Below are 20,187 nucleotides of genomic sequence, written 5' to 3'. Positions count from 1 at the left end.
TCATCTGACCCGCACCAACTGATCCCACCGGGTCGTGTAAGCCGGCGACAAGTTTTTCTGGTTCATCGCCCACACCGGCTTGGCCAGCGCTGGCCCCTTCGATCGCCAGGCCGAGGACGCCATGCCCATGGTGCCCCGGCCGAACTTCGCATTCGCCTGATCCATGACCTTCATGAGCGCTTGCGAGCGGGGGTCGATGCCGGCGAAGAGGTCGCCCTGGTGGACGTCTCCGTGCGTGAGGTCGAGCAACCCCACGCCGGCTTTCTTGTAACGGTAGCCGGTCTTCCACATGGCCTTGGCCAACCCTTGGGCGACCAGCAGCACTTCGCGCGTGTCACTCGTGGGACCGATGAAGTTGAACGCCTTGCAGGGGTGATACTGCGCCGCGCTGGGCTTGAAAGGGTTGGTGTTGAGCCACACCCACACCCCACTGGCCTGCAGCGAGCGCGACCGCAACTTCTCGCATGCCCGCTGGGCGAACGTGGACACCGCTTGCTGGAGGTCTTCCAGCGAGGTGACTTCCTGGCCGAACGAACGGCTCACCACGATCTGCTGCCGCTCCGGCTCCACTTCCTCCAGGTCGCTGCAGACAACCCCCTGCAGCTCCCGTTGGGTGCGCGCCAGGGTCACGCCGTATCGTGCCCGCAGGGTGTCAGGATCAGCGCGGGCCAGGTCGGCCGCGGTGAGGATGCCTTCCGCGCCCAGCTTGGCCGTCAACTTGCGCCCCACGCCCCACACGTCTTCCACCGGATAGGTTTCCAGTTCTGGCGAACCGGGCAGAGCCGTGACCACCCCATTCGGGGTTTTCTTGGCCAACTTGTTGGCCAGCTTGGCCAAGGTCTTCGTGGGACCGATGCCAACGCAACACGGGATGCCCACCCACTGGAGGATTTGGGCACGCGCCTGGCGGGCCATCGCCTCGCGTTGCTGCGCCGGCACACCGTCGAACGTCACGAACGATTCGTCAATGGAGTAGACCTCCACGCGCGGGAACCACTCCCGCAGCACGGACACCACGCGACCCGATAGATCGCCGTAGAGGCCGAAGTTCGCGGAGAAGATTCGCAGCTGCCGGCGGATGTGGGGCGGCACCTCGTGGATGGGCTGGCCCATCTTCACCCCCAGATCCTTGCACTCCTGACTGCGGGCGATCGCGCATCCATCGTTGTTAGACAAGATACACACCGGCTGGCCGCGCAACGACGGGTTGAAAACCCGCTCGCAACTGGCGTAGAAATTGTTGCCGTCCACCAAACCGAACATCACGCGTTCTCAAGAGACTCGATGCGCAAGCGCGTGGCCAGGGCATACGTTGGGGCGTTGTGCGGGGCAAAGAGCTTGATTCGAACGGCCATCCCTTTGCTGCCATCCTCACCTTCCAGTGGGATGTCCTGGAGCAGGTGCATTGAAGGGCGGTCGGAGGGTAGGGGATCTTGTTCTGTGCATCCGATCCAGTTCTTGGCGTCGGAGCGCGTGCCTAGGATGATGGGCACCAAGGGACTTTCCTCCAGAGGGAACATGCCGTGAATGGCTACGTGGTGGCCATGGGCGATCTTGGCGAGCATTCGCACGAACGCCCATATATCCATGCGGTCATGGAACCGAACCCCCAGGGCGGAGTGCTCGCGCAGCACGTCGCACTGTCCGACTCCAAAGGTGAGGGTATCGATGGCGAACACCTCAACGTCGTTTACAGTGGGTGATGGTGGCCTCTGGGGATTGAGGAATGCCGGCAACACGAAAACCGGCAAGTGCATCACGTGCATGGCCTCATGAAGCGGAACATCCGTTTCCGCGAGCGTCTCGTCGGGGTGAATGAGTGTCATGGGAACCGTGGCAGGGCGCTCGCGTTTGTGCGCCTTTCTCCCCTTGATGCCCAATGCGTGTCGGCCACGGTCCATGAAGCCGCGCAACACCCGCATTTCGACCTGCGATGTGAGCTTGGCGCAGGCTTGGCAGCTGGCCTCGGGCAGCACTAGGGTGCCGCCTAGGCCTTTCGGAATGATGTGCTCTTCAGTCAGGTTGACACCGGTGGTCCCGCAGTAGATGCAGGTGCCGACCGGGGCGAGCCGCAACGTGTGCGGTGCCTTGGGGCGTGCGCCATCCATCACCGGCGCCATTGTTTGCGGAAGGACCAGGTCACAACGCCCCACACGTCGAGCTCCACGTCCTCCGGGACGACGATGGGGGCGTTGGCAGGGTTGCCCGAATGGAGCTCGTAGCGCCCGGCGCGCAGGCGCAGCTGCTTCACCGTGAAGCCGCCTTCCCAGCACACCATGACGATGTCCCCTTGGCGGGCGGTGAGGGAGCGATCGACCACCAGGGTGTCGCCCGGGAAGATGCCGAACTCGACCATCGAGGTGCCCGTGTCCGCTTCGACGTAGAACGTGGCCACTGGGTTTCGCACCACGCGCTGGTTGAGGTCCAGCACGTCCTGCGAGCCGTAGAAGTCTTCAGCAGGCGAGGGAAAACCGCACGTGACCCGCACCGGCAGCAGGAGCAGCGGCAGGGGAGTCGCGTGGAGGTTGGCGGCGCCCAGGTAACCGGGCGGAAGCGTGGTGTCGAGCATGGCGGTAGTCTCTACAAGTCAGAATCACCCGGTGAGACGCACCGGGGAGACAGGCTAGCCCCGCTTCCAGACCCTCGTCATTTAGTATTTCGCTGAACGGGCCCAACCCCTTGTCACTGCGAGGGTGGGCGGGGCCGTGAAACCGATGGGGCGGTGCGCGGGGCCGGTTCCACGCGCGGGAAAGGGAGAGGGGATGCCAACTTGGAAGCCATCGCGGCTGCGGAGCTGGTTGTTCAGCGGGAGCGGCTGGATCTTCAACTCAGACGGGGACGCGTTCGAGCTGTCCCTCGATCGTGGCCGGCGCGTCGTGAAAGGCCCCTTGATCCTCATACACTCGCTGGAGTGCAAGCCGCGGCACAACTTCTCCACGACGCTCGAGTGCCACTTCCACATCATCGGAACCGGTTGGGTGGTCGGGGAAGGTCTGGGGGAGGACAAGGCCGAGGAGCTCCAGCAGTTCGTGCGGGAGGAAGTGACTGGCAGCCTGGCTCACTACGGATCCCGCGCCATCAAGATCCTGGACCCTTGGCAGCGGCAGGTGGATCAGCGGTTGGAAGCGGTGAATGAGGTGGATCCGGCCTTGCTGGAGCAACTTAAGGCGACCATCCCTTCGCCAGCGGCGATTGGCTTGCCCACTTGGGGAGCGCTGCTCGATCACCCGGCATTGGCTAAGGAGCGCAAGAAGAAAAACAGCTTCTACCCGACGCTCGACCAAACCCCCGAGGCTTACTTAGAGGGCGTGGACGAGCGCCGCCGCCGTGCCGTGTTCACCAAGGCCTTGGCAGCTTGGGCGCAGCGGCAGAACGCGTGGGTAGGCGAGCAGGGCTGGATTGGCCGTCGCCGCCGGCGAGCGCGCCTGGCCGACGATGCTCCTCCGGTGCTCCAAGGCGTGCAGTGGATCGATGCCACGCCACCGTCCTACCACCCTACGGCAGAGGCCTGGCTGGTCCGGTTGGTGGACGCGCACAACGCCGCTTTTGAGGCACACCAGATGGAGGCCAAGCGCTCGTTCTTCGAGCGGGTGGAGTCCAACCCCCTGACCGAGGAGCAGGCCAAGGCAGTGGTCTGCATGGACGACGAGCTGCTGGTCGTGGCCGCCGCCGGCTCGGGCAAGTCCTCCACCATCGTGGCCAAGGCCGGCTACGCGCTGGAGGAGGGGCTCTGCGCACCGGAAGAAATTCTTCTGTTAGCTTTCAACGCCGACGCGGCCGACGAGCTGCGCCAACGGATTGCCAAGCGGCTGGGTCACCTGAACGGGGCCGAACGCATCACTGCCAAGACCTTCCATGCGTTCGGTCTGGAAGTCATCGGCGCGGCGACGGGAAAAATGCCTACCCCGGCGCCCTGGTTGAGCAGTGGCAAGGACGAGGCCTTCATCGGTCACCTGGCCGATGAGCTCTGCGCTGAAAATCCGACGTTCGCGGCGCAGTGGGATCTCTTCCGATTGCTCTATTTCAAGGACGTGGGGCGATGGGACGCGCGCGAGGAACCGGAGGACTACGACCCGGAGAGCCAGCGAAAGCGCGGCTTTCGCACGCTGCGCGGGGAGATCGTCAAGAGCAAGTCCGAGCGCCTCATCGCGGATTGGCTGTTCCTCCACGGTGTGAACTACCGTTACGAAGAGCCGTATCCCCACGACACCCGCACCTCCACCAAGCGGCAATACCGCCCGGACTTCTACTACCCCGACATCGACGTCTTCCACGAACACTTCGCGCTCAATGCCAAGGGCGAGGCGCCTCCGGCCTTCAAGGATTACCTGGAGGGCGTGCATTGGAAGCGGCAACTCCACCGTGACCAAGGAACGCGACTGTTCGAAACAACCGCGCACGGCCTGCGCACCGGCGCCGCCCTGGCCGCGCTCAAGGACTTGTTCCAGTCCAAGGGCATCGACCTGGTGTTCGATCCTGACCGCGTCCCTCCGGACACGAACCCAGTGTCTCCTCAGGCTATCGCGAAAGTCTTGCGCGTGTTCCAGCAGCACATGAAGGGCTCGCGGCAATCGGCCGAGCAGGCCCGTGAACGCATCGACACCCTACCGGGTGCTTTCGTGCCGCGCATGGAACTGTTCCTCGACCTCTACGAAGAAGTCGCCCAGCGCTGGGAAGACCGGTTGGCCGCGGACGGTCTGGTGGACTTCGACGACATGCTCAACCAGTCCGCCGACCACATCATCGCTGGCCGCTTCCCCTGCAGCGTCAAGATGGTCTTGGCGGACGAGTTCCAGGACACCTCCCGCGCGCGGATGCGTTTGCTCCAGGCAATCGTTGACGCCAGCGGTGCGCAGTTCACGGCGGTGGGCGATGACTGGCAGAGCATCTATCGGTTTGCCGGCGCCGACCTGGCGATCATGTCGGGATTTCAGCAGGCCCATCCCCACGCGGCCGTTCGGCACCTCTCCCAGACGTTCCGGTGCCCTCAGGCGTTGTGTGATCTCACATCGGAGTTCGTTTCAAAGAACCCGATGCAGTTGGCCAAGAAGGTGTCCACCAGCAACCCATTGAAGGGACCCCGGGTGAGTGTGATCGCGCTGCCCACGGTGGAGAACATCCCCGGACGGTTGAAGGCCAGCCTCCAGGCGCTTTACGACAAGCTGCCCGAGCCTGGCGACACGAGGCCTCTGTGGTCCGCGCTTATCCTGGGCCGCTATCGCAGCGACAAGCCCAGGGAGCTGGAGGTATGGCGACGGAGGTTCGGCGACAAATTGGATCTCCGATTCCTGACGGTCCACCGGGCAAAGGGCCTGGAAGCAGATTTCGTGATGCTGCTCAACGTGGTTCAAGGCACTCTAGGATTTCCGAGCCAGGTCCAGGACGATCCCATTCTCCAGCTGGCCATGCCCGAGCCGGAGACTTTCGAGTTCGGCGAAGAGCGCCGCCTGTTCTACGTGGCCCTCACCCGTGCGAAGCGTTCGGTCGTGGTCTACACCACTCAGCACCAACCTTCCCAGTTCCTGGTGGAGCTCCAGAAAAATCACGGCGTGGAAATCGTAAGGGCGGAAGGGGAGCCTGCGGAAGCCTGCCCGGTGTGTGGTCAGGGCGTGCTGGTGGAACGCGTCAATCGCACCACGAAGGAAATCTTCTACTCCTGCAGTCGTTTTCCCCGGTGCCCGCCGACCAAGGAAGATTGACGTGTATCAGGGCGCGTGAACGGGTCGCAGCGCATGGTGGTCGAGAAGATCCAGTAGCACTTCAGCAACAGCGGATGCAGCTTCGGCCCAGTCGTCGTCTTCGCCGAGATAAGTTTCCTCCAGCGGGTCTTCCTTGCCGCCATGGAAAAGGTTGTTTCTAACGCGTCGCATCGCAACGGCCAAGGCTTCGGCGTCGTTGTGGGGTAGGTTGACGGGCTGGTAGGCCGCTCGTGGTCGGCCCGCCTGGTCGAATTCGATTCGCTCCCTTTTCGGCCGATTGCGTGGTGGTGCAAGCAGCATTCTCTGCGCGGGAACGGGAACGAGTGCGACGAATGCTTGCCCCATCCGCGCCACCGCTCGATCCACCTTGTTCCAGTCCACGTCTACCACCGGAACGGCGGCAGGTGATGGCGAGGCGCTGAGACGCACATCGATCTCCAGTGAGCCGATCTTGAATGTTTTCCAGATGGGCGGCTTGGGAGTCCTCGCCTGAAAGAATTCGCTGGTCTGCTTGAGCTGGAACTCAAGCATTCCGAAGGCTTTCAACAGCCGATAGGCATTGTCGGGTGATACGGGCATGGCCACATCGTAGCCCAGCCTACTGCTACCCCGCAGCTTTCCACGGGCGCCCCTGCCGGGCAGCAATGATGGAGCGGCAACGAAGGGAGAGCTGTCATTCTCCCTTCGTTCTCCATTGCGGTGTCTGACTGCTTATCGGCGTCGCACCTTGGCCACCCCCGGAGGGTGCCATTTCCCCTTGGCTAGGCGCTTCTGAACGAAGGCGCGGTAGGCCTCGGGGGAGGGCGGGGACTTCCGTTTGTGTCTACGCGTGTTGCAGAGCCAGCAAGCAGCGGCGATGTTGCCGGCCACGTCCTTGCCGCCGTCCTGTTGGGCCACCAGGTGTTCGGCGGTGCAGCGCAACGGATTGGCCGTGCGTGCGGGCAGGCCGAAGGGTTTCAGTTCATCGGGTGAGGCGTTCCACATGGGCAGGCTGCAGTAGCAGCAGCGGCCCTTCTGGGCGTGGAATGCATCGGTTCTTAGGCGTTGGAGTTTGGGCATGCTTAGTCTCGGGAAAAACAGGAAATAGCTTCCCGACGTCTCTAGGCGAGAACGCTTCGGGCACCTGTTGCCTTGAGCTAAGCAGGCAATACACCGGGGGTAAGTTCCCACGCGGCAGGGGAGTTATCGCGCCGGGCCGGGGGTGGTGTCAAGGGTGCCCCCAGGAACGACGAACAAGGCGAAAATCCAGGCTCGCGTGGTGAGACGGAACCGGGGCACCATGCGGCACGTTAAGCTGGCTGCTGGAGCCGGCCGCAACCGATCAGGGGGGAACTTGGACGCGAATACCCGTCAGCTGGAAGCTATCTTCGACCCGAACGTTTTTTTTCAGGTGCCACTTTTTCAGCGGCCCTATGTCTGGAACGAGGCGGAGAACTGGGACTACCTCTGGGAAGACATCCATGCGCTGCTCGACAAGCAGCTGCGCACCGGAAAAACCCGGGCGCACTTCCTTGGCGCCATCGTGCTTGAACAGTTGCCTCATTCTGCCGGGTCCATCGAGACGCGCCAGGTCATCGACGGTCAGCAGCGCTTCACCACGTTGCAGCTGTTTCTCATCGCGGCACGCAATCTGGCGGCGGGAAGGGGTGCTGATAAGTATGCAGAACGGTTCTCGGCACTGGTGGAGAACAACCCATCGCGGGTGGAGGATCCCATCGAGAAGTTCAAACTCTGGCCCACCAACAGCGATCGTGTTCCTTTCAAGACCATCCACGGCTGTGCCTCACTGAAAGAGCTAGACCAGGCCGTCAAGGGCAAGCCCGCGCTGGCGGGCAGCAACCTGGTGGGTGCCTATCGCTACTTCCACGGCAAGCTCGATGCTTGGATAGCGGGCAAAGAAGACGACGTCGACGACCAAGCCGAATTGGCGGGAAAGACCGTTGAAGATCGCATTGAAGCGTTGTGGCAGGTGGTCAAGGGAGGTCTCCAGTTGGTGGTGATCAACCTCGATCGCGATGACGAAACCCAGGTCATTTTTGAAACGCTCAACGCCCGTGGCACGGAATTGTTGCCGGCAGACCTCATCAAGAACTACCTGTTCCGCAAGGCGCTTGTTCAGAACGCGGACGTTGAAGCGCTCTACGAGGACAACTGGAGCCGGTTTGAAACGGAGTTCTGGCGGCAGGAGGTCCAGCAGGGTCGGATCAAGCGGCCCCGCATCGATCTGTTCATCAACCACTACCTGACGCTCATGACGCGGGATGAGGTGAGGACTACCCACCTCTTCAATGCCTTCAAGGCGTTCGTGGAAAGTGGTGAGCCGACTCCAGAATCCAGAATCCCAGTGCCCACTGACGCGGCGGGGCACATCCGGCAATTGGCCCACTACGCTGACGTGTTCGAGGCATTCCACCGCGCCGAAGGGCATCCAGCGTTGGCCCGGTTCCTGCGCAACCTGGAGGCGGTGGATACCAGCACGGTGTATCCCTTCCTTTTGCATGCTCACGCAGAGCTGGTGCCCGACGACCGCGCCGAGTTCGACAAGGTGTTGGCGGTGCTCGACTCCTTCCTGATGCGTCGGCTCATCACCAACTATACCGGCAAGAACTACAACCGGCTGTTCGTGGACCTGATCAAAGCAATTGAGCGCGCGGGCACGGTGTCGGCCAAAGCCGTGGCTGAACAACTCGGGAAGGGAACCGGCGAAAGCACCAAGTTCCCCTCAGACATGGAGCTGCTCACCGCCGTGTTTGAGTGGCCACTGTATGGGCGCATCGCGCAATACAAGGTTCGGGCAGTCCTTGAGGCGTTGGACGCGGCGTCCCAGTCTACAAAAAGTCCTGTGCTATCAATTCCAAGCAACCTGACGATCGAGCACGTGCTGCCTCAAACTTGGCAAACGCACTGGCCGTTGCCAGCTGAACTGAAGGACGATCCAGTGGCCGAACGAGAGGCAATCGCGAAGCGCCAAGTGATCCTCAACACGTTGGGCAACCTCACGCTCATTACCGGTCCGTTCAACTCATCGCTCCAGAATGCAGCCTGGGGTGCCAAGCGTCCCGAACTTTTGAAGTATTCGAAGATCAATCTCACTCAGTATTTCCACGGCCCCGAGGCGGACGAGTGGGACGAGGCCGCTATTCGAAAGCGCACCGAGCACCTGTTCAAATTGCTGCTCCAGGTTTGGCCTGACGCCAGCAAGGTTGCCTGATAGGGGGAACGACATGTGTTACTCCGCTGAAGCATGGACGTTGCTGGAAAATTTCCGAAGGGAAACGGACTCCGAAATCGACATCAAGGCGTTCTGGGAAATCTACTTGCGGCGGGACGAGGCCTACCGCGTCCACAAGCCGGCCAAGTTCACCCCCAAGATCCCGAAGGGCATGGATCTGAACTTCCTGCCGCCCAAGTCGGACCTGGAGCGGCAGATCCAGGAGCTCATCTCCGAGTGGAACGGGCGCAAGCTCGCTGAGAGCGAGGCCGAGCTCGACGCGCAGAGGGCACGCCTGGCCGCCGCTGAGGCGAAGCTGGCGAAGAAGGAAACCAAGGCCGCCCTCAACGATCAGCGCATCGCCGGGAACAAGATCAAACAGATGGAGCGCTGGATCGCCGACGCGAAGCGCACCAAGTTGGAACCGGCCAAGGACAACCGGATCTTCCCCGACTGGTATGTCCCCGTCCTGATCTCGGAGAACGGGCGCAAGGTCGTGCGGCCCATGCGCTACCACTGCCGCCCCGCCGGCATGGATCCGTCGATCGACTGGACGAAGGATGGGCGCGTGTCGGGCACCTACAACGCGCGCCGCGACAACCTCCAGCGCTTCTGGCGCAACCAGTTCGGTTACACCCACGGCCTGATGCTGGCCGAAACGTTCTACGAGAACGTGGACGACGGGAAGGGCGGATCGAAGGAAATCCAGTTCCGTCCCCGCACCGGGGAGACCATGTATATCGCCTGCCTCTACTCCCACTGGGTGGACCCGAAGGGGGAGGAGCCCGATTTGTGGTCGTTCGCCGCCATCACCGACGAGCCCGAACCCGAAGTGGCCGCGGCCGGTCACGACCGCACAATCATCAACATCAAGCCCGAACACGTGGATGCCTGGTTGAACCCGGATCCCAACAACCTGGATGCCTTGTTCGCCATCTTCGACGACAAGCGCCACCCCTACTACGAGTTGGTCAAGGAAGCCGCGTAGGCGTGATTCATGGCCACGCCATTTGTTGCTATCGTTCAAAGGCCGCCAGGAAGGCGGTCTACAGGGGATTGCCTATGCACTTGAAAAAGCTGGGTCTGGCCGCCGTGCTGTTGGCCGCGTCCACCACCGTTCTCGCCAAGCAAGGAGAGGTCTGCTCTTCGAAGCCCGTGCTCAAGGACGGAACCCTCACCAACGACACCGTGTTCGAGTGCAAGACCGCCGGCTCGCTCACCATCCCGCAGCTCTACGCCCAGGGGTGGCGGGTCATCAGCGTCTTGCCGCAGGCCACCATGGGGACGGACCCGAACACCGGGTTGCCGCAGGCCAGTTTCGCGTGGACGGTCGTGGTCGAGCGCGATTGATCGGAAGGGGCCGGGGATTACTCTAGATTTTGGCCACTATGTGGCCGAAATCTAGACTTATGGGCTATAACCCCTGGTTCCTCGTAACGGAGATGCCCCTTGGCCCTGACCACCCTTCAGTCCATCAACGCGGAAATCAAACAGCTGGAAGCCCAGCGTAAGCTGGTCGAGAAGCGCGACGGCGAAGTGCCCAAGGCGCTGGCCGTGCTCCAGAAGTTCGCCAAGGTGTTGAGCCCCTCCCAACGTCGCCAGGTGGCCAAGCTCATCGGTGAAACGCTTGAGGACAAGCCGGCGCGCGCGACCAAGGCGGCCACCGCGTCCCGCAAAGGCCGCAAGCTCGGCAAGGTGGCCCCGAAGTATCGACTGCCGACCGGGGAAACCTGGGCGGGCCGTGGGCTGACCCCCAAGGCGTTTGCCGCGTGGGCGAAGTCCGCCGAGGGCAAGGCCTGGGCCCAGGCCAACCCTGGCGCGAAGTTCCCGCCGGCCAGCGGGGCGACGAAGACACCCGCGAAGGCGACCAAGAAGGTGGCCAAGGGGGCGAAGAAGGCGGCACGAAAGGTCGTGAAGAAGCCCTTGAAGAATGTAGCGAAGAAAGCGGCGGAGAAAGCCTGACCGTGCGAGGACTGTTCCCCAAGCGGAAGAGCAGGCTGACGGCGCAGGGCAAGGCGGTGGCCGCCATGCATGCCCTGCTCGACACCGTCGAGGGAAAAGTGGACGAGAAGGCCGCCGCGGCCAGGCTCCGTGAGCAGGTGGGGCTCAACTGGTCGTTTCTAACGTGCATGCAATACCTCTCGGGCAAAGAAGCATTGGCTGCCATTGAGTCGCTGCCCGTTGGATGGGAAGAGCAAGGGCGGACCAAGCGCCATGCCTTTGCTGCATCGGTGCTGGCGGCCCACACCGTGGCCAACCTAAGGTCCGACGGCACGATGCTGTGCGCCAGCCACCTGGCAGAGGAGCTGAAGGGGAAGACAGCTGATCAATGGTTGGCTGAACAGAGAGGGGGAGGATAGTGCGCAATCTGCAAGAACAGCTCTTCGACGCGGCCAAATCCGGGCGGGCAGAGGAGATTCGGAAACTCCTCCGTAGGGGCGCGGATCCCAACGTCGCCGTTGAGGTGGAAGACACCTGGTTTGTCGGCGTCGAGATGCCGTTGCATCGATCGGCGCAGCAGGGGCACCTGGAAGCTTGTGTGGCACTGATCTCTGCTGGCGCCAAGGTGGAGAGCGAAAGCCATTGGCACCATTCGATGGATAAGCCTGGAGATCGGCCGCTGCACGCGGCCTTGCAACAGCAGCACTTGGCGGTAGCCGAGCTGCTGTTGCTTGCCGGTGCCAATGTCAACGCCGCAGGTTACATGGGGGAAACGCCTTCCCACGAAGCTTTGATGACCGAAGAACAGATGGCGTTGCTGAAACGGCACGGCGCCGACTTCAACGCGATGAACGATGAGGGCGATACCGTTCTGGCTGCAGCAGTGCGTGGTGGATACGACTATGAGGTGTGCGAGTGGCTGTTGGCCAATGGTGCCGACCCTCACCTGGTAAACCTGGAGACGTTGATGGACGAAGCACCTTCGAAAGACACCTTTGAGCTGGTGGTGCAAGCGCGCGGGGAAACCTTGGGAGACTGGATCGACCGTTGAATGTCGGAGAAGTCCGAGCGGAAACGCGGGGGTTTCCTGTCCCCACGCTGCGCTCCACGCCGATTTTCCGGCCTTGGGCTTGTGTGTATTCTGTCCCCGTCGCCCAAGCCATTGCACCCGCAAAACGCGTAATCAGAACGGAAGCACCGCGGCCGACTTGCTCGCAAGTCAGGCGCGGCCGGGAAGGGGGCCGGCGGTAGGGAGACCCCGCCACGAAGCGCAGGAGCGACAGCCCCGGTCAGGCCGGGGCTTTTCAATTGCGGTTGTAGCCGTGTTCGCGCGACAGCAGCACGGATTTCCAGTGGCTTTCCCGCTCGCACAAGTCGTCCTCGGTGGCGGACAGGTCAGCGATTTCCAGGACAGCGAAGCGCAACGCGTGCCGGCGTTCTTCCGTGGCCTCGATGCCGAATTCCTTGCGCAACGCCACGTTGCCGCCGTGCCCATTGGCCGCATACGCGCACCAGCGTCCCCAGATCGCGTCGGCCCCAGAGGCCTTGCCGACGTAGAGCTGGCCGGTGGTCGTGTCGGTGATGACGTAGATTCCCTTCACGGAGGACAAGGCCGCGCGCCATGCCGCGGTTTGCTGGCGCACAACGATGTCCAACTGTGCCTTGGTCAGGTTTACCGCCTTGAATCCTGGGAAGTCTGAGATGGACAGCCGTTCGGCCAACAGCTCAGTCACCGTCAGGTCCTTGGCCAGTGTTTCCCCCTTGGGGTAGGAGTGGCGCTCGGTGTATCGGCTTTCCAGGAAGAGGCGGCCCACCCATTCCTCGCACGAGGACACCCGTTCCAACGTGTAGTAGTAATGAGGCTTGGGATCGCCCTCCTCGACATGGTCAAGGGAGCGGAAAAGGCCCGCATAGAGCCAGCGGGTGGGCGAGCCCGTGCTGATCAAGGCCACGACAAACTCGCGCTGGAAGTTGCGCTTGCTCTGCCAGCGCTGCCATTCGTCGAACTGACCCTCCAGGAACACGTCCAGTGGGCGCTCGTTGCCGTTGTAGCGCGCCAGGTGGACCTTCGCTTTTTGGGCCTCGAAGGTGGGTTCCCACACCTTGATCAGGTCGAACAATTTCATGGGTGCGAACCTTGGGTATGACGGGCCACGCACGCCGCCGCGTGCTCGGTAAGGTGGGCCGGGTTGGGCCGATGGGCCTGCGCGGAGGGCAGGGCCAGAGACCTGCCCTCCAGGGCCGCGTAATCGGTGGCGAGCAACGAGGGTGCCAACGCCACGGTGTGCTCGGGGGTGATCCAGAGCAGCCCGCAATCGAAAAGCGTGTGGAGGTCAGCACGCAAGAGCAGGCCGTTGTCCAACCGGTTGGTGTGCTCGCCCTTGTAGGGGAGCACGTGCGCCGCTTCCAGAACCTCCACGGCCGAGCACCCGGTGATGGCGCATCGTCCGCCGTAGGCGTCCAGCAGTTTGGCGCGGAAGAGCGGTTGACCACGGCGCTGGGCCACGGCGCGCATCGCCCACACACGAGCGTCGTGGGCGCTGTTCAGCGGGGTGTCGAATGCATCGATCTGCGCCTCGGCTTCCACCCTGGCTTGGTCGTCCAGGGCCAGGGGCGCGGCTTGCCACTTCGTATCGGCACCCCGGAGCAGGTTCCAGTGGCCATGGGCGGCCGGGTTGAACAGCACATAGCGAGTTCGTCGCGGTGGGCCCATGTCCACCACCTTGAAGAGACGGTCGTGGGGATGGTCCTGGTCGCTTCGCCAGTTCGTGCGCGAATAGTTGTAATGCACACGGCTGGGGCTGTTGACCGTGAACAGCTCCAGGTCGGCTCGAGCGTTGCCCAGGGGATCCTGTGGAAAGCGCTCGCGGTCCCAGGCTTCCACCTCGGCCAGGGTGGCGCTCCCCAGTTCGGCAATGGCATCCACCGCCCGCCAATACTTCACCCCGTCGCGTTTGGTGCGTGTCTGCGGCATCGACTACGTCCTTCGTTTCAGTGTTCCGCGGGGGTCGAGCGTGGCCCAGTAGTGCACACCGTTCAGCTGCTTGAGCGTTTCACCGAAGGACGCCAGGAGCGCCGGGTTGCGGGCCAACTGGGCGTGGGCCGTGGACAGGAAGGCTACGCGGTCCTCGCGCAATCCCTCCACCTTGGCCGTGATCGCCCGTTGTATCTCCGGATGGTGGTGGGAACCGACGCGCTCGAAATTCGGCAAAGGGTGACGCTCGATCGGCGTTGCCTCGGCCTGCGGTTCGGCGGCTTGGACGCCCAGGAGTTCGGCATACGATTGTTCAAACCGGGCCCGAAACTCGGGACCTCTGGCCGCGAGCTCTTTCTCCAGATCCAAGGCCTGTTGGGACGACTTGAGCGCGGTTTCTATCGCCCGCCGCTCTGCATGGAGGTGCCGTGACAACTCGGCCGTCGCGGATTGCAGCGCGAGGGAGCGGTCAAAGGAGTGCGAGATCTCCCCCAACGCGTGGTTGACCTTGCCCAGGAACGACACCGGGGCCTTCGTGGGTTCTGCTGGGGGAGGGGTTGCGCGGGTTGGAGTCGCCACACGGGGGGCGCGGGGTGACACGGCTCGGACAGGAGTGGCGGTGCGTTGTGGGGCCAGCGGAGACGGTTCCACCCCGCGCCGCTTCGGCTTGTAGCTACACAAAGGGAAATTGGAGCAGGAGCGAAACTCCCCATAAGGCCCCGTGCGCAACACCAGCACGCCCTGTTTGCAGGCCGGACAAGCCTCCTCCTGGACGGCCTTGCCCTCGGTGTCGGTGAGCACCACGGCGCCGTCTTGTTCGAGCTCGCGAAGGAACGTCGAGCATTGGCCCTTGGCGGTGAACATCGCCACGCTTCGCCGGGCACGGGTCAGGGCGACGTAGAACAGCCGGCGTTCCTCGCCCAGGTGGAAGGTGTCTCCCTCGGGCATGGCCAAGGCGAGCACCGGATCGTCGGTGCGGGTGTTGGGAAAGCTGCGCCCTTTCAAGACGGAAAGCATCTCAGGCAGGATGACGTAGTCGGCTTCGCTGCCCTTCGAGCGATGAATGGTCAGGAACGACACGTCCACCCAGCGGTTGAACCGGCTTTGCCTCGTGGGCACATACTGCCGATCAGCGTTGTAGCGGCCCAACACGTAAACCGACACCTTGCCGTTGCGCCCCGGTGGGATCGTGCCGTCGCGCACGCCCTCGGCCAGGTTCACCATGAAGCGGTCGATTGCATCGGCCAGTTTGTCCTTGCTGTCCACCTGGAACGCCTGGAGCACCGGGCCGTGGCCGGGGGTGGTCGAATGCACGCGTTTGGCGATCTGGGCGGGGTTCTTGGAGACGAACGCGCTGGACACGTCGCACAACGCCTGCGGGCAACGGAACGTTTGCTCCAGCTTCAGCACCTGTCCGTGGCCAAACCATTGCCGGAAGCCCGTCATCACCGACACGTCGGCGCCGGCAAACCGGTTGATGGACTGCCAGTCGTCGCCCACAGCGAACAGGAAGCGGCCGGGCGCCTGGACCAAGGCGCGGCACAACCGGGCCCGCGCCCGTGACGCGTCCTGGAACTCATCGGCCATCACCAAGTCGTAGGGCGATTCCACGCGACCGCTCTCCAGGTGCTCGGCGGCTTGATTGAGCATGTCCTCGAAATCGATTCCGCCCTCCGCGGCCAACGCCTTGTCCCAGGCGTCCATGATCGGTGCGGCAATGTCGAGGAACATTTCATAGCGGTGCTTGAAGGCATCTGCAGGAAGTGAGCTCAGCTTCTGATGCAGCATGGGAATGGTGAGGCAGTTGCTTTTGGCATGGCTCATGAACGTGCGAACGAGCCCGATAAGCTCCACGGAATCCATGGGTCTCTGCCCGCCCTGGGGAATCTCCCGCTCGGGGTTGGGATCCATCACCACTCCACGGGATGTCAGTTCGGCCTCGAGGCGAGGGAGATCAACCTTGGACCGAAGACCGTGGGAGGTGGTCTCGAACAACGTCGTTCCCATGTCCTTGTGCAGCTGTCGCTTCCACTGGACGCCCTCCAGATAGCCTTCGAAGTCGGGTGGGGGAAGGCCTTGGGCGTTGAGTGCGAAATGCTCGTGGTAGAGGTCCAGCTCGGGGTAGTAGAAATCGGGTCTGTATTGGCGGTGAGATTCGTCGGCTGTGCGATGCTGGTAGGAGGGTTCGTATTGGTAGTCGACACCGTTCAAGAACAGGAAGTTGGCGATCATCACTTCCTCCTGGCTTTTGACACGCTCACCCCGGGTGGTGACGAGCGCACCCTTGCCCTGCGCATCCCAGACGTCGGCAGATTCCGGGGCGCCAAAGGCCGGCAGGTCTTTCCCGAAAACAAAACGGAACAAGTCCCATTGGTTGCGAAACTCGGAGGAGCGATCCTTCAACTCGTCCACGATTTCGGTGAGTTTGCGCACCCCTCCGGCTGCGTCCGTGGCCCACTCGGGTATATCGGGTTTTTCTCTGGTGGCCTTCCCGATGAGGCGCAGGCCCAAGGCGTGGAAGGTGGATGCTTCCACCGCCACATCCACCATGCCCAGTCGCTCGAAGGCCTTGGTAGCGCGCTCCTTGAGCTCATCAGCGGCCTGCTTGTTGAAGGCCAACAGAACAATCCGCTTGGGATCCACAAATCCGCGGTGGATGGCGTAAGCCGCCTTGGCCACCATCGTGGAGGTTTTGCCCGAGCCGGCCGAGGCCACCACCTGCACGCGGTTGTCGAAGCACACCACGGCCCTTGCCTGTTCCGGCGTAAGCGGTTTGCTCTCCACCCGGTCCAGTAAGTCTTTGCAGGCCACCAATTCGCGTTCCATGTGGGCTGCGTTCAGTGCAGCCCAGGCCGGGCGGTGGTTGGCTTCCCATTCCACCAGCGAGCGCTCGATCGCTTGAGCCACCGTTCCCATTCGGATTGCCACCCCTGGATTCTTCAGGCGTGAACGAAGTGCGGCCGGATCAACTTTGGGGCGGGCCGCCTGAATATCGCCCTGTTGTTCGTGGGTAAGCCATCGGCGTTGCTCGAGGCAGGCTCGCTCTTGTTCTGCCTTGTAGTTTAGCCATGCGTCAATCAAGCGCTGCTCGCCTTCGAGGAATGCCACGTCTTCTCGGAGGCGCTTGTCCGCTAAAGCCAGGTTCACAGCGTGGGTAAGGGCGGCGCCCTGAGCGTTGGGCAGGCCGTCGGCTTTCACCTCCTGGCCGTGCCCGGTGTGAAAAGTAATATCCGTCCAGAACGTGCCTGTGTGGACACGGTAAGTGGCCTCGTCCTCGACGTTGACCCGGTGGGTCCGGCCCTCCAGTGTCAAGGTGAGCTCCAAGCCTTCCAGGCGCAAGCGCCAATCCGATGATCCGGTTAAATGTTGGCCCCACCACGAGGGGGCCCATTCCTTTGCCATTTCTTGCCCCACCTTTCCCTTGGAATGCCGGCGTGACAGACCGCGACAACCGGCTGTCCCATGGTAAATGGCATGGGCTCTTGCGGTAATGCCTGATCTGGCCCTACATGCTGGGGCGCCGTCTCAGCCCGTGAGAGCGCCCACGGGCACGCTGGCGCCCATAAACTGGGCCGGGGAACGGGCCTTGGGTCCGAACAAGGGGGAAGGGATGAAGCACCGTGTATGGGCCGGCGCGTTGGCGCTGGCATTGATTGCAGGCCAGGCCTACGCCGATCCAGCCAAGCTGGGGGCCACGCCGGCACCGGTGGTGACGGTGAAAGGGCGCAGCGTCCAGGACGTTCAGAACGCCATCGTGGCGATGATGCTGCCGGCGGGGAAAACCCCGACCCGGCAGGACCAGAACGTCATGGTCTATGAGTTCCCGCTCTCGTTCTGGCAATCCATTGGCGTGCAGATGGCGCAAGGGAACAGCGGGTGGCAGGAGCCCAAGGGGCGCTTGACCTTCACGATGGCCCAGATGGGTCCCGACGTGATGGTGAGCAACAAGTTCGAGACCGTGGCCACCAACATGTTCAACGCCAGCAATTCGGTGGAGATAACCAACCCGGTGGTCTACAACGAGAACCACTTGGGCTTGCAACTCATAGCGGCCTTCGCCGAGGGACGAATGGTGCCCGGGGACCACAACGCGCTGGGCATTCAGGCCTACGAGAAACCCACCCGAAAGACCCGCAAGGTAGGGGCTGTGATCGAAACCCTGGTGCCGGGCGCGCCCGCCGAACAGGCCGGACTACGCCCCGGCGACGTCATCACCCACATTGGTGGGGTCCCCTTGGCCGAACAGAGCCCGGCCGCCATCCAATTGCTCGGTTTTTTGCAGATCGGCGAGGCAAAGCTACAAGTCCTCAACAAGGGCGAAGTGATCGTCCACAAGCGTCCAGCGCCCAACGCCCCTGCAGTGGCTCAAGCCATCGCCACTCCTGCACCCGCAACGACCGCCGTTCCCGCCGCTGCCGCAGTTCCGCCCTCCGCGGCGTCCGCACCTGCCACGCCAACGCAGGAAAGCGGACAAGGCTGGTGGCAGAAACAGAAGCAGGGCGACTGATCGCCATGCGAGGGGTGGGGTGGGGCCTCATCGTGGTGCTGTTGGCCGCCGGCTGGCTGCTACAAGCCATCGGGGAGACTGCCTTCACCGCCGTGGTCTGGATCGTGGTGGGCTTGGTCTTGCTGGCGCAGGTCGCCGGGCTACTGGCGAGAATGGGATTGTTTCGACTCCCGGTGCCGCCGCCTTCGGGACAATTGAGCCCCCGGGACGAACGGCGGTGGCAACGCTCCCGCCAGCAACGCGAACGGGGCGTGGCGTCACTCCTGGTGGCCGTCGAGCATCGCGACCGGGCCGAGGTGGAGCGGTGCGTGCTCCATGAAAACGTCAGCCCTTACGAGTCAGGCCTGTTCCAGAATCAGCGGCTGATCAGTGCCTACGCCCTGGCCAAGGAAACTGGCTTCGATGAGGCGATTCGGTTCTTCGAAGCATGGACCCGTGATGGGCCTGCCGCGCGAATCGAGCGATGAGCCGTTCTTTCAGCGGTGGCCGTAGTCCCGGTTCGAGCATCCTCGTTGAATCCACGTGGTGATGTTGGCCCGGCAAAGATCGTAGTCTTCCCCATCCACGTTGGTCATGCCCGTGGGTGGGGCCGACCACATTTTCTGGAGCACGTAACGGGGTTCGATGCCCATGCGCATCAGGTAACCGAACACCTGGCGGTAGGGCTCGCTGTCGAACGGAATGGGCTGGCCATCCGAGGTGTAGATCTGGTGAAAACCCAACTTGGGGTAGGGCGACCAGTTCTGACGCTCGACCCCCGCCATGAACACCAAGGGACAGGCGGAATAGCAGTTGTTGAACAACGTCGTGTCTAGGCCCATGGAGCGGATGTAGGCCCCCGCTGTCATGGCTTCGTGAACGTAGCCACCGCCGCTCCCCAAGGCAACGACCTCCACGGTGGGATTGGCTTCGATGGCATCGCGGATCTTCTTCGCAAACCCCTCCTCGATGTCGCCCAGCACTTTCAGCGCCTTGCCGTCGTTGGTCACCACGTAGAAGGACGACTGGCCATCTTGCTTGATGAAGGCACGGGGCAATCCCATCTGTCCAGCGCAATCCAGGTTCCAGGTGACCACCCGTTCGTCGTATGGCATCCCCAGGATGTGCTTGGCGACGCTGGCGAAGTTGTGGAGCGAATTGCTCATGATTCGCAGGTCGGAGGCGTTCTCCGTGGTCTGCGTGTCGTAGTCGGGTTCGTAATCGATGGCCAAGGAGCTGACCAGGTCGGCCTTCCCGAGCAACTGGCCAAGCACGTAACACTTGTGCTCGGGGATGTGAATCTCATTGAAGGCCGTTCCCGCGTGGGTGTGGCCATCGATTGCCACGCCGGCGTCGAAGACCTTAGAGCCCAAGGCGGATCGTTCGTCGATGAGCTTGCGCAGTCGGGCAACCACTGCCGGATCATCGACGTGCCCCTTCGGTTCCTCGGCGACGGGAGCGGGCTCTTCGACCGGCACCGGCTTCGTTTCCGGTTCGGGAATCGGCTCGGGTAAGACCGGAGCGGGAGTCGGTGCCGCCACGGGTGGCGAGGGTGGTGTGGGCGCGTTGCATCCCACGAGCATGGCCACGAGGGCCAGGCCAATGATCCGTTGGCTCATAAAGTGTTCTTCCCCTGATGGGGAAAGAATACCCGAGGCCCCGAGGGGTCGCATGGTGGGGCGGTGACCCCCGCGCCAGCACCGCAAGGCCACGGCTTCCCTTCCCGGTGCGGCCACACCGATTTCGGCCGCCGAGCACCCCGGACCATCCTCCACCAGAGCGAGGCGACGGCGGGAGGGACGTGGGCCACTGCTCCATTGGGCGCGATTGCCTGAGGCGAAACCTTGGGTCCACGCGTCCGGGCGCAAGTGCGTTG

The 20,187-nt window shown here is 62.9% G+C and carries 18 protein-coding genes; 9 read left to right on the top strand and 9 right to left on the bottom strand.

The window, feature by feature from the left end; all coding sequences use genetic code 11:
* The 3 genes from ACVOLQ_RS03780 to ACVOLQ_RS03770 are packed head-to-tail and all read right to left on the bottom strand — an operon-like array spanning nt 1 to nt 2,569.
* A complete protein-coding gene (locus ACVOLQ_RS03780; RefSeq protein ID WP_481527133.1) occupies nt 1–1,263 on the bottom strand; it encodes a Y-family DNA polymerase in 1,263 nt (420 codons plus the stop codon).
* A complete protein-coding gene (locus ACVOLQ_RS03775; RefSeq protein WP_481527132.1) occupies nt 1,263–2,108 on the bottom strand; it encodes an HNH endonuclease in 846 nt (281 codons plus the stop codon). The genes ACVOLQ_RS03780 and ACVOLQ_RS03775 overlap by 1 nt, the downstream gene beginning before the upstream one ends.
* On the bottom strand, nt 2,108–2,569 hold the full coding sequence (locus ACVOLQ_RS03770; RefSeq protein ID WP_481527131.1) for a LexA family protein: 462 nt from the start codon (nt 2,567–2,569) through the stop codon (nt 2,108–2,110). Before ACVOLQ_RS03770 ends, ACVOLQ_RS03775 begins: the two co-directional genes overlap by 1 nt.
* Before the next feature lie 193 nt (nt 2,570–2,762).
* Between ACVOLQ_RS03770 and ACVOLQ_RS03765 the strand changes: the two genes are divergently transcribed.
* Complete coding sequence (locus ACVOLQ_RS03765; RefSeq protein WP_481527130.1) at nt 2,763–5,699, top strand: UvrD-helicase domain-containing protein; 2,937 nt, start codon at nt 2,763–2,765, stop codon at nt 5,697–5,699.
* Between the two features lie 6 nt (nt 5,700–5,705).
* On the opposite strand, the gene ACVOLQ_RS03760 is transcribed toward ACVOLQ_RS03765, so the two are convergent.
* Nucleotides 5,706–6,278 carry a hypothetical protein gene (locus ACVOLQ_RS03760; protein ID WP_481527129.1) on the bottom strand — a complete coding sequence of 191 codons (573 nt, stop codon included), beginning with the start codon at nt 6,276–6,278 and terminating at the stop codon, nt 5,706–5,708.
* A 132-nt stretch (nt 6,279–6,410) separates the two neighbouring features.
* On the bottom strand, nt 6,411–6,758 hold the full coding sequence (locus tag ACVOLQ_RS03755) for an HNH endonuclease (protein WP_481527128.1): 348 nt from the start codon (nt 6,756–6,758) through the stop codon (nt 6,411–6,413).
* A gap of 274 nt (nt 6,759–7,032) precedes the next feature.
* Here ACVOLQ_RS03755 and ACVOLQ_RS03750 point away from each other — a divergent pair, with 274 nt between their 5' ends.
* From ACVOLQ_RS03750 to ACVOLQ_RS03725, 6 genes are all read left to right on the top strand, one after another.
* The gene (locus ACVOLQ_RS03750) at nt 7,033–8,910 is read left to right on the top strand and encodes a DUF262 domain-containing protein (RefSeq protein ID WP_481527127.1); all 1,878 of its coding nucleotides are present in this window, start codon (nt 7,033–7,035) and stop codon (nt 8,908–8,910) included.
* Between the two features lie 13 nt (nt 8,911–8,923).
* A complete protein-coding gene (locus ACVOLQ_RS03745) occupies nt 8,924–9,898 on the top strand; it encodes an SOS response-associated peptidase family protein (RefSeq protein WP_481527126.1) in 975 nt (324 codons plus the stop codon).
* Between the two features lie 74 nt (nt 9,899–9,972).
* A complete protein-coding gene (locus ACVOLQ_RS03740) occupies nt 9,973–10,260 on the top strand; it encodes a hypothetical protein (protein ID WP_481527125.1) in 288 nt (95 codons plus the stop codon).
* A 99-nt stretch (nt 10,261–10,359) separates the two neighbouring features.
* A complete protein-coding gene (locus ACVOLQ_RS03735; RefSeq protein ID WP_481527124.1) occupies nt 10,360–10,872 on the top strand; it encodes an H-NS family nucleoid-associated regulatory protein in 513 nt (170 codons plus the stop codon).
* A gap of 2 nt (nt 10,873–10,874) precedes the next feature.
* Nucleotides 10,875–11,270: a hypothetical protein gene (locus ACVOLQ_RS03730; protein WP_481527123.1), complete on the top strand. Its 396-nt coding sequence runs from the start codon at nt 10,875–10,877 to the stop codon at nt 11,268–11,270.
* The gene (locus tag ACVOLQ_RS03725; RefSeq protein WP_481527122.1) at nt 11,270–11,902 is read left to right on the top strand and encodes an ankyrin repeat domain-containing protein; all 633 of its coding nucleotides are present in this window, start codon (nt 11,270–11,272) and stop codon (nt 11,900–11,902) included. Before ACVOLQ_RS03730 ends, ACVOLQ_RS03725 begins: the two co-directional genes overlap by 1 nt.
* 253 nt (nt 11,903–12,155) lie before the next feature.
* Here the strand turns inward: ACVOLQ_RS03725 and ACVOLQ_RS03720 are convergent, their stop codons facing one another.
* The 3 genes from ACVOLQ_RS03720 to ACVOLQ_RS03710 are packed head-to-tail and all read right to left on the bottom strand — an operon-like array spanning nt 12,156 to nt 17,227.
* A complete protein-coding gene (locus ACVOLQ_RS03720; protein WP_481527121.1) occupies nt 12,156–12,977 on the bottom strand; it encodes a GIY-YIG nuclease family protein in 822 nt (273 codons plus the stop codon).
* Nucleotides 12,974–13,825, bottom strand: a complete 852-nt coding sequence (locus tag ACVOLQ_RS03715; RefSeq protein WP_481527120.1) for an HNH endonuclease — start codon at nt 13,823–13,825, stop codon at nt 12,974–12,976. The genes ACVOLQ_RS03720 and ACVOLQ_RS03715 overlap by 4 nt, the downstream gene beginning before the upstream one ends.
* A 3-nt stretch (nt 13,826–13,828) precedes the next feature.
* Nucleotides 13,829–17,227 (bottom strand): UvrD-helicase domain-containing protein, encoded by a 3,399-nt coding sequence (locus tag ACVOLQ_RS03710; protein ID WP_481527119.1) that lies wholly within the window; start codon nt 17,225–17,227, stop codon nt 13,829–13,831.
* A 184-nt stretch (nt 17,228–17,411) separates the two neighbouring features.
* Between ACVOLQ_RS03710 and ACVOLQ_RS03705 the strand changes: the two genes are divergently transcribed.
* A complete protein-coding gene (locus ACVOLQ_RS03705) occupies nt 17,412–18,332 on the top strand; it encodes a PDZ domain-containing protein (RefSeq protein WP_481527118.1) in 921 nt (306 codons plus the stop codon).
* Nucleotides 18,305–18,799 (top strand): hypothetical protein, encoded by a 495-nt coding sequence (locus ACVOLQ_RS03700; RefSeq protein WP_481527117.1) that lies wholly within the window; start codon nt 18,305–18,307, stop codon nt 18,797–18,799. The genes ACVOLQ_RS03705 and ACVOLQ_RS03700 overlap by 28 nt, the downstream gene beginning before the upstream one ends.
* Before the next feature lie 9 nt (nt 18,800–18,808).
* On the opposite strand, the gene ACVOLQ_RS03695 is transcribed toward ACVOLQ_RS03700, so the two are convergent.
* Nucleotides 18,809–19,930 (bottom strand): COG3904 family protein, encoded by a 1,122-nt coding sequence (locus ACVOLQ_RS03695; RefSeq protein WP_481527116.1) that lies wholly within the window; start codon nt 19,928–19,930, stop codon nt 18,809–18,811.
* Nucleotides 19,931–20,187 lie beyond the last annotated feature (257 nt).

It is taken from the genome of Stenotrophomonas sp. STEN031 (assembly GCF_056759975.1).
Note: the sequence above shows the minus strand (reverse complement) of the source record. Positions and strands in the feature narration are given on the sequence as shown.

Bases quoted from the DNA above. Each gene is read 5' to 3' on its own strand.
- ACVOLQ_RS03775 (WP_481527132.1), bottom strand. From the start codon at position 2,108: ATGGATGGCGCACGCCCCAAGGCACCGCACACGTTGCGGCTCGCCCCG.
- ACVOLQ_RS03745 (WP_481527126.1), top strand. From the start codon at position 8,924: ATGTGTTACTCCGCTGAAGCATGGACGTTGCTGGAAAATTTCCGAAGG.
- ACVOLQ_RS03720 (WP_481527121.1), bottom strand. From the start codon at position 12,977: ATGAAATTGTTCGACCTGATCAAGGTGTGGGAACCCACCTTCGAGGCC.
- ACVOLQ_RS03770 (WP_481527131.1), bottom strand. From the start codon at position 2,569: ATGCTCGACACCACGCTTCCGCCCGGTTACCTGGGCGCCGCCAACCTC.
- ACVOLQ_RS03740 (WP_481527125.1), top strand. From the start codon at position 9,973: ATGCACTTGAAAAAGCTGGGTCTGGCCGCCGTGCTGTTGGCCGCGTCC.
- ACVOLQ_RS03760 (WP_481527129.1), bottom strand. From the start codon at position 6,278: ATGCCCGTATCACCCGACAATGCCTATCGGCTGTTGAAAGCCTTCGGA.
- ACVOLQ_RS03765 (WP_481527130.1), top strand. From the start codon at position 2,763: ATGCCAACTTGGAAGCCATCGCGGCTGCGGAGCTGGTTGTTCAGCGGG.
- ACVOLQ_RS03755 (WP_481527128.1), bottom strand. From the start codon at position 6,758: ATGCCCAAACTCCAACGCCTAAGAACCGATGCATTCCACGCCCAGAAG.
- ACVOLQ_RS03695 (WP_481527116.1), bottom strand. From the start codon at position 19,930: ATGAGCCAACGGATCATTGGCCTGGCCCTCGTGGCCATGCTCGTGGGA.
- ACVOLQ_RS03715 (WP_481527120.1), bottom strand. From the start codon at position 13,825: ATGCCGCAGACACGCACCAAACGCGACGGGGTGAAGTATTGGCGGGCG.
- ACVOLQ_RS03710 (WP_481527119.1), bottom strand. From the start codon at position 17,227: ATGGCAAAGGAATGGGCCCCCTCGTGGTGGGGCCAACATTTAACCGGA.
- ACVOLQ_RS03780 (WP_481527133.1), bottom strand. From the start codon at position 1,263: ATGTTCGGTTTGGTGGACGGCAACAATTTCTACGCCAGTTGCGAGCGG.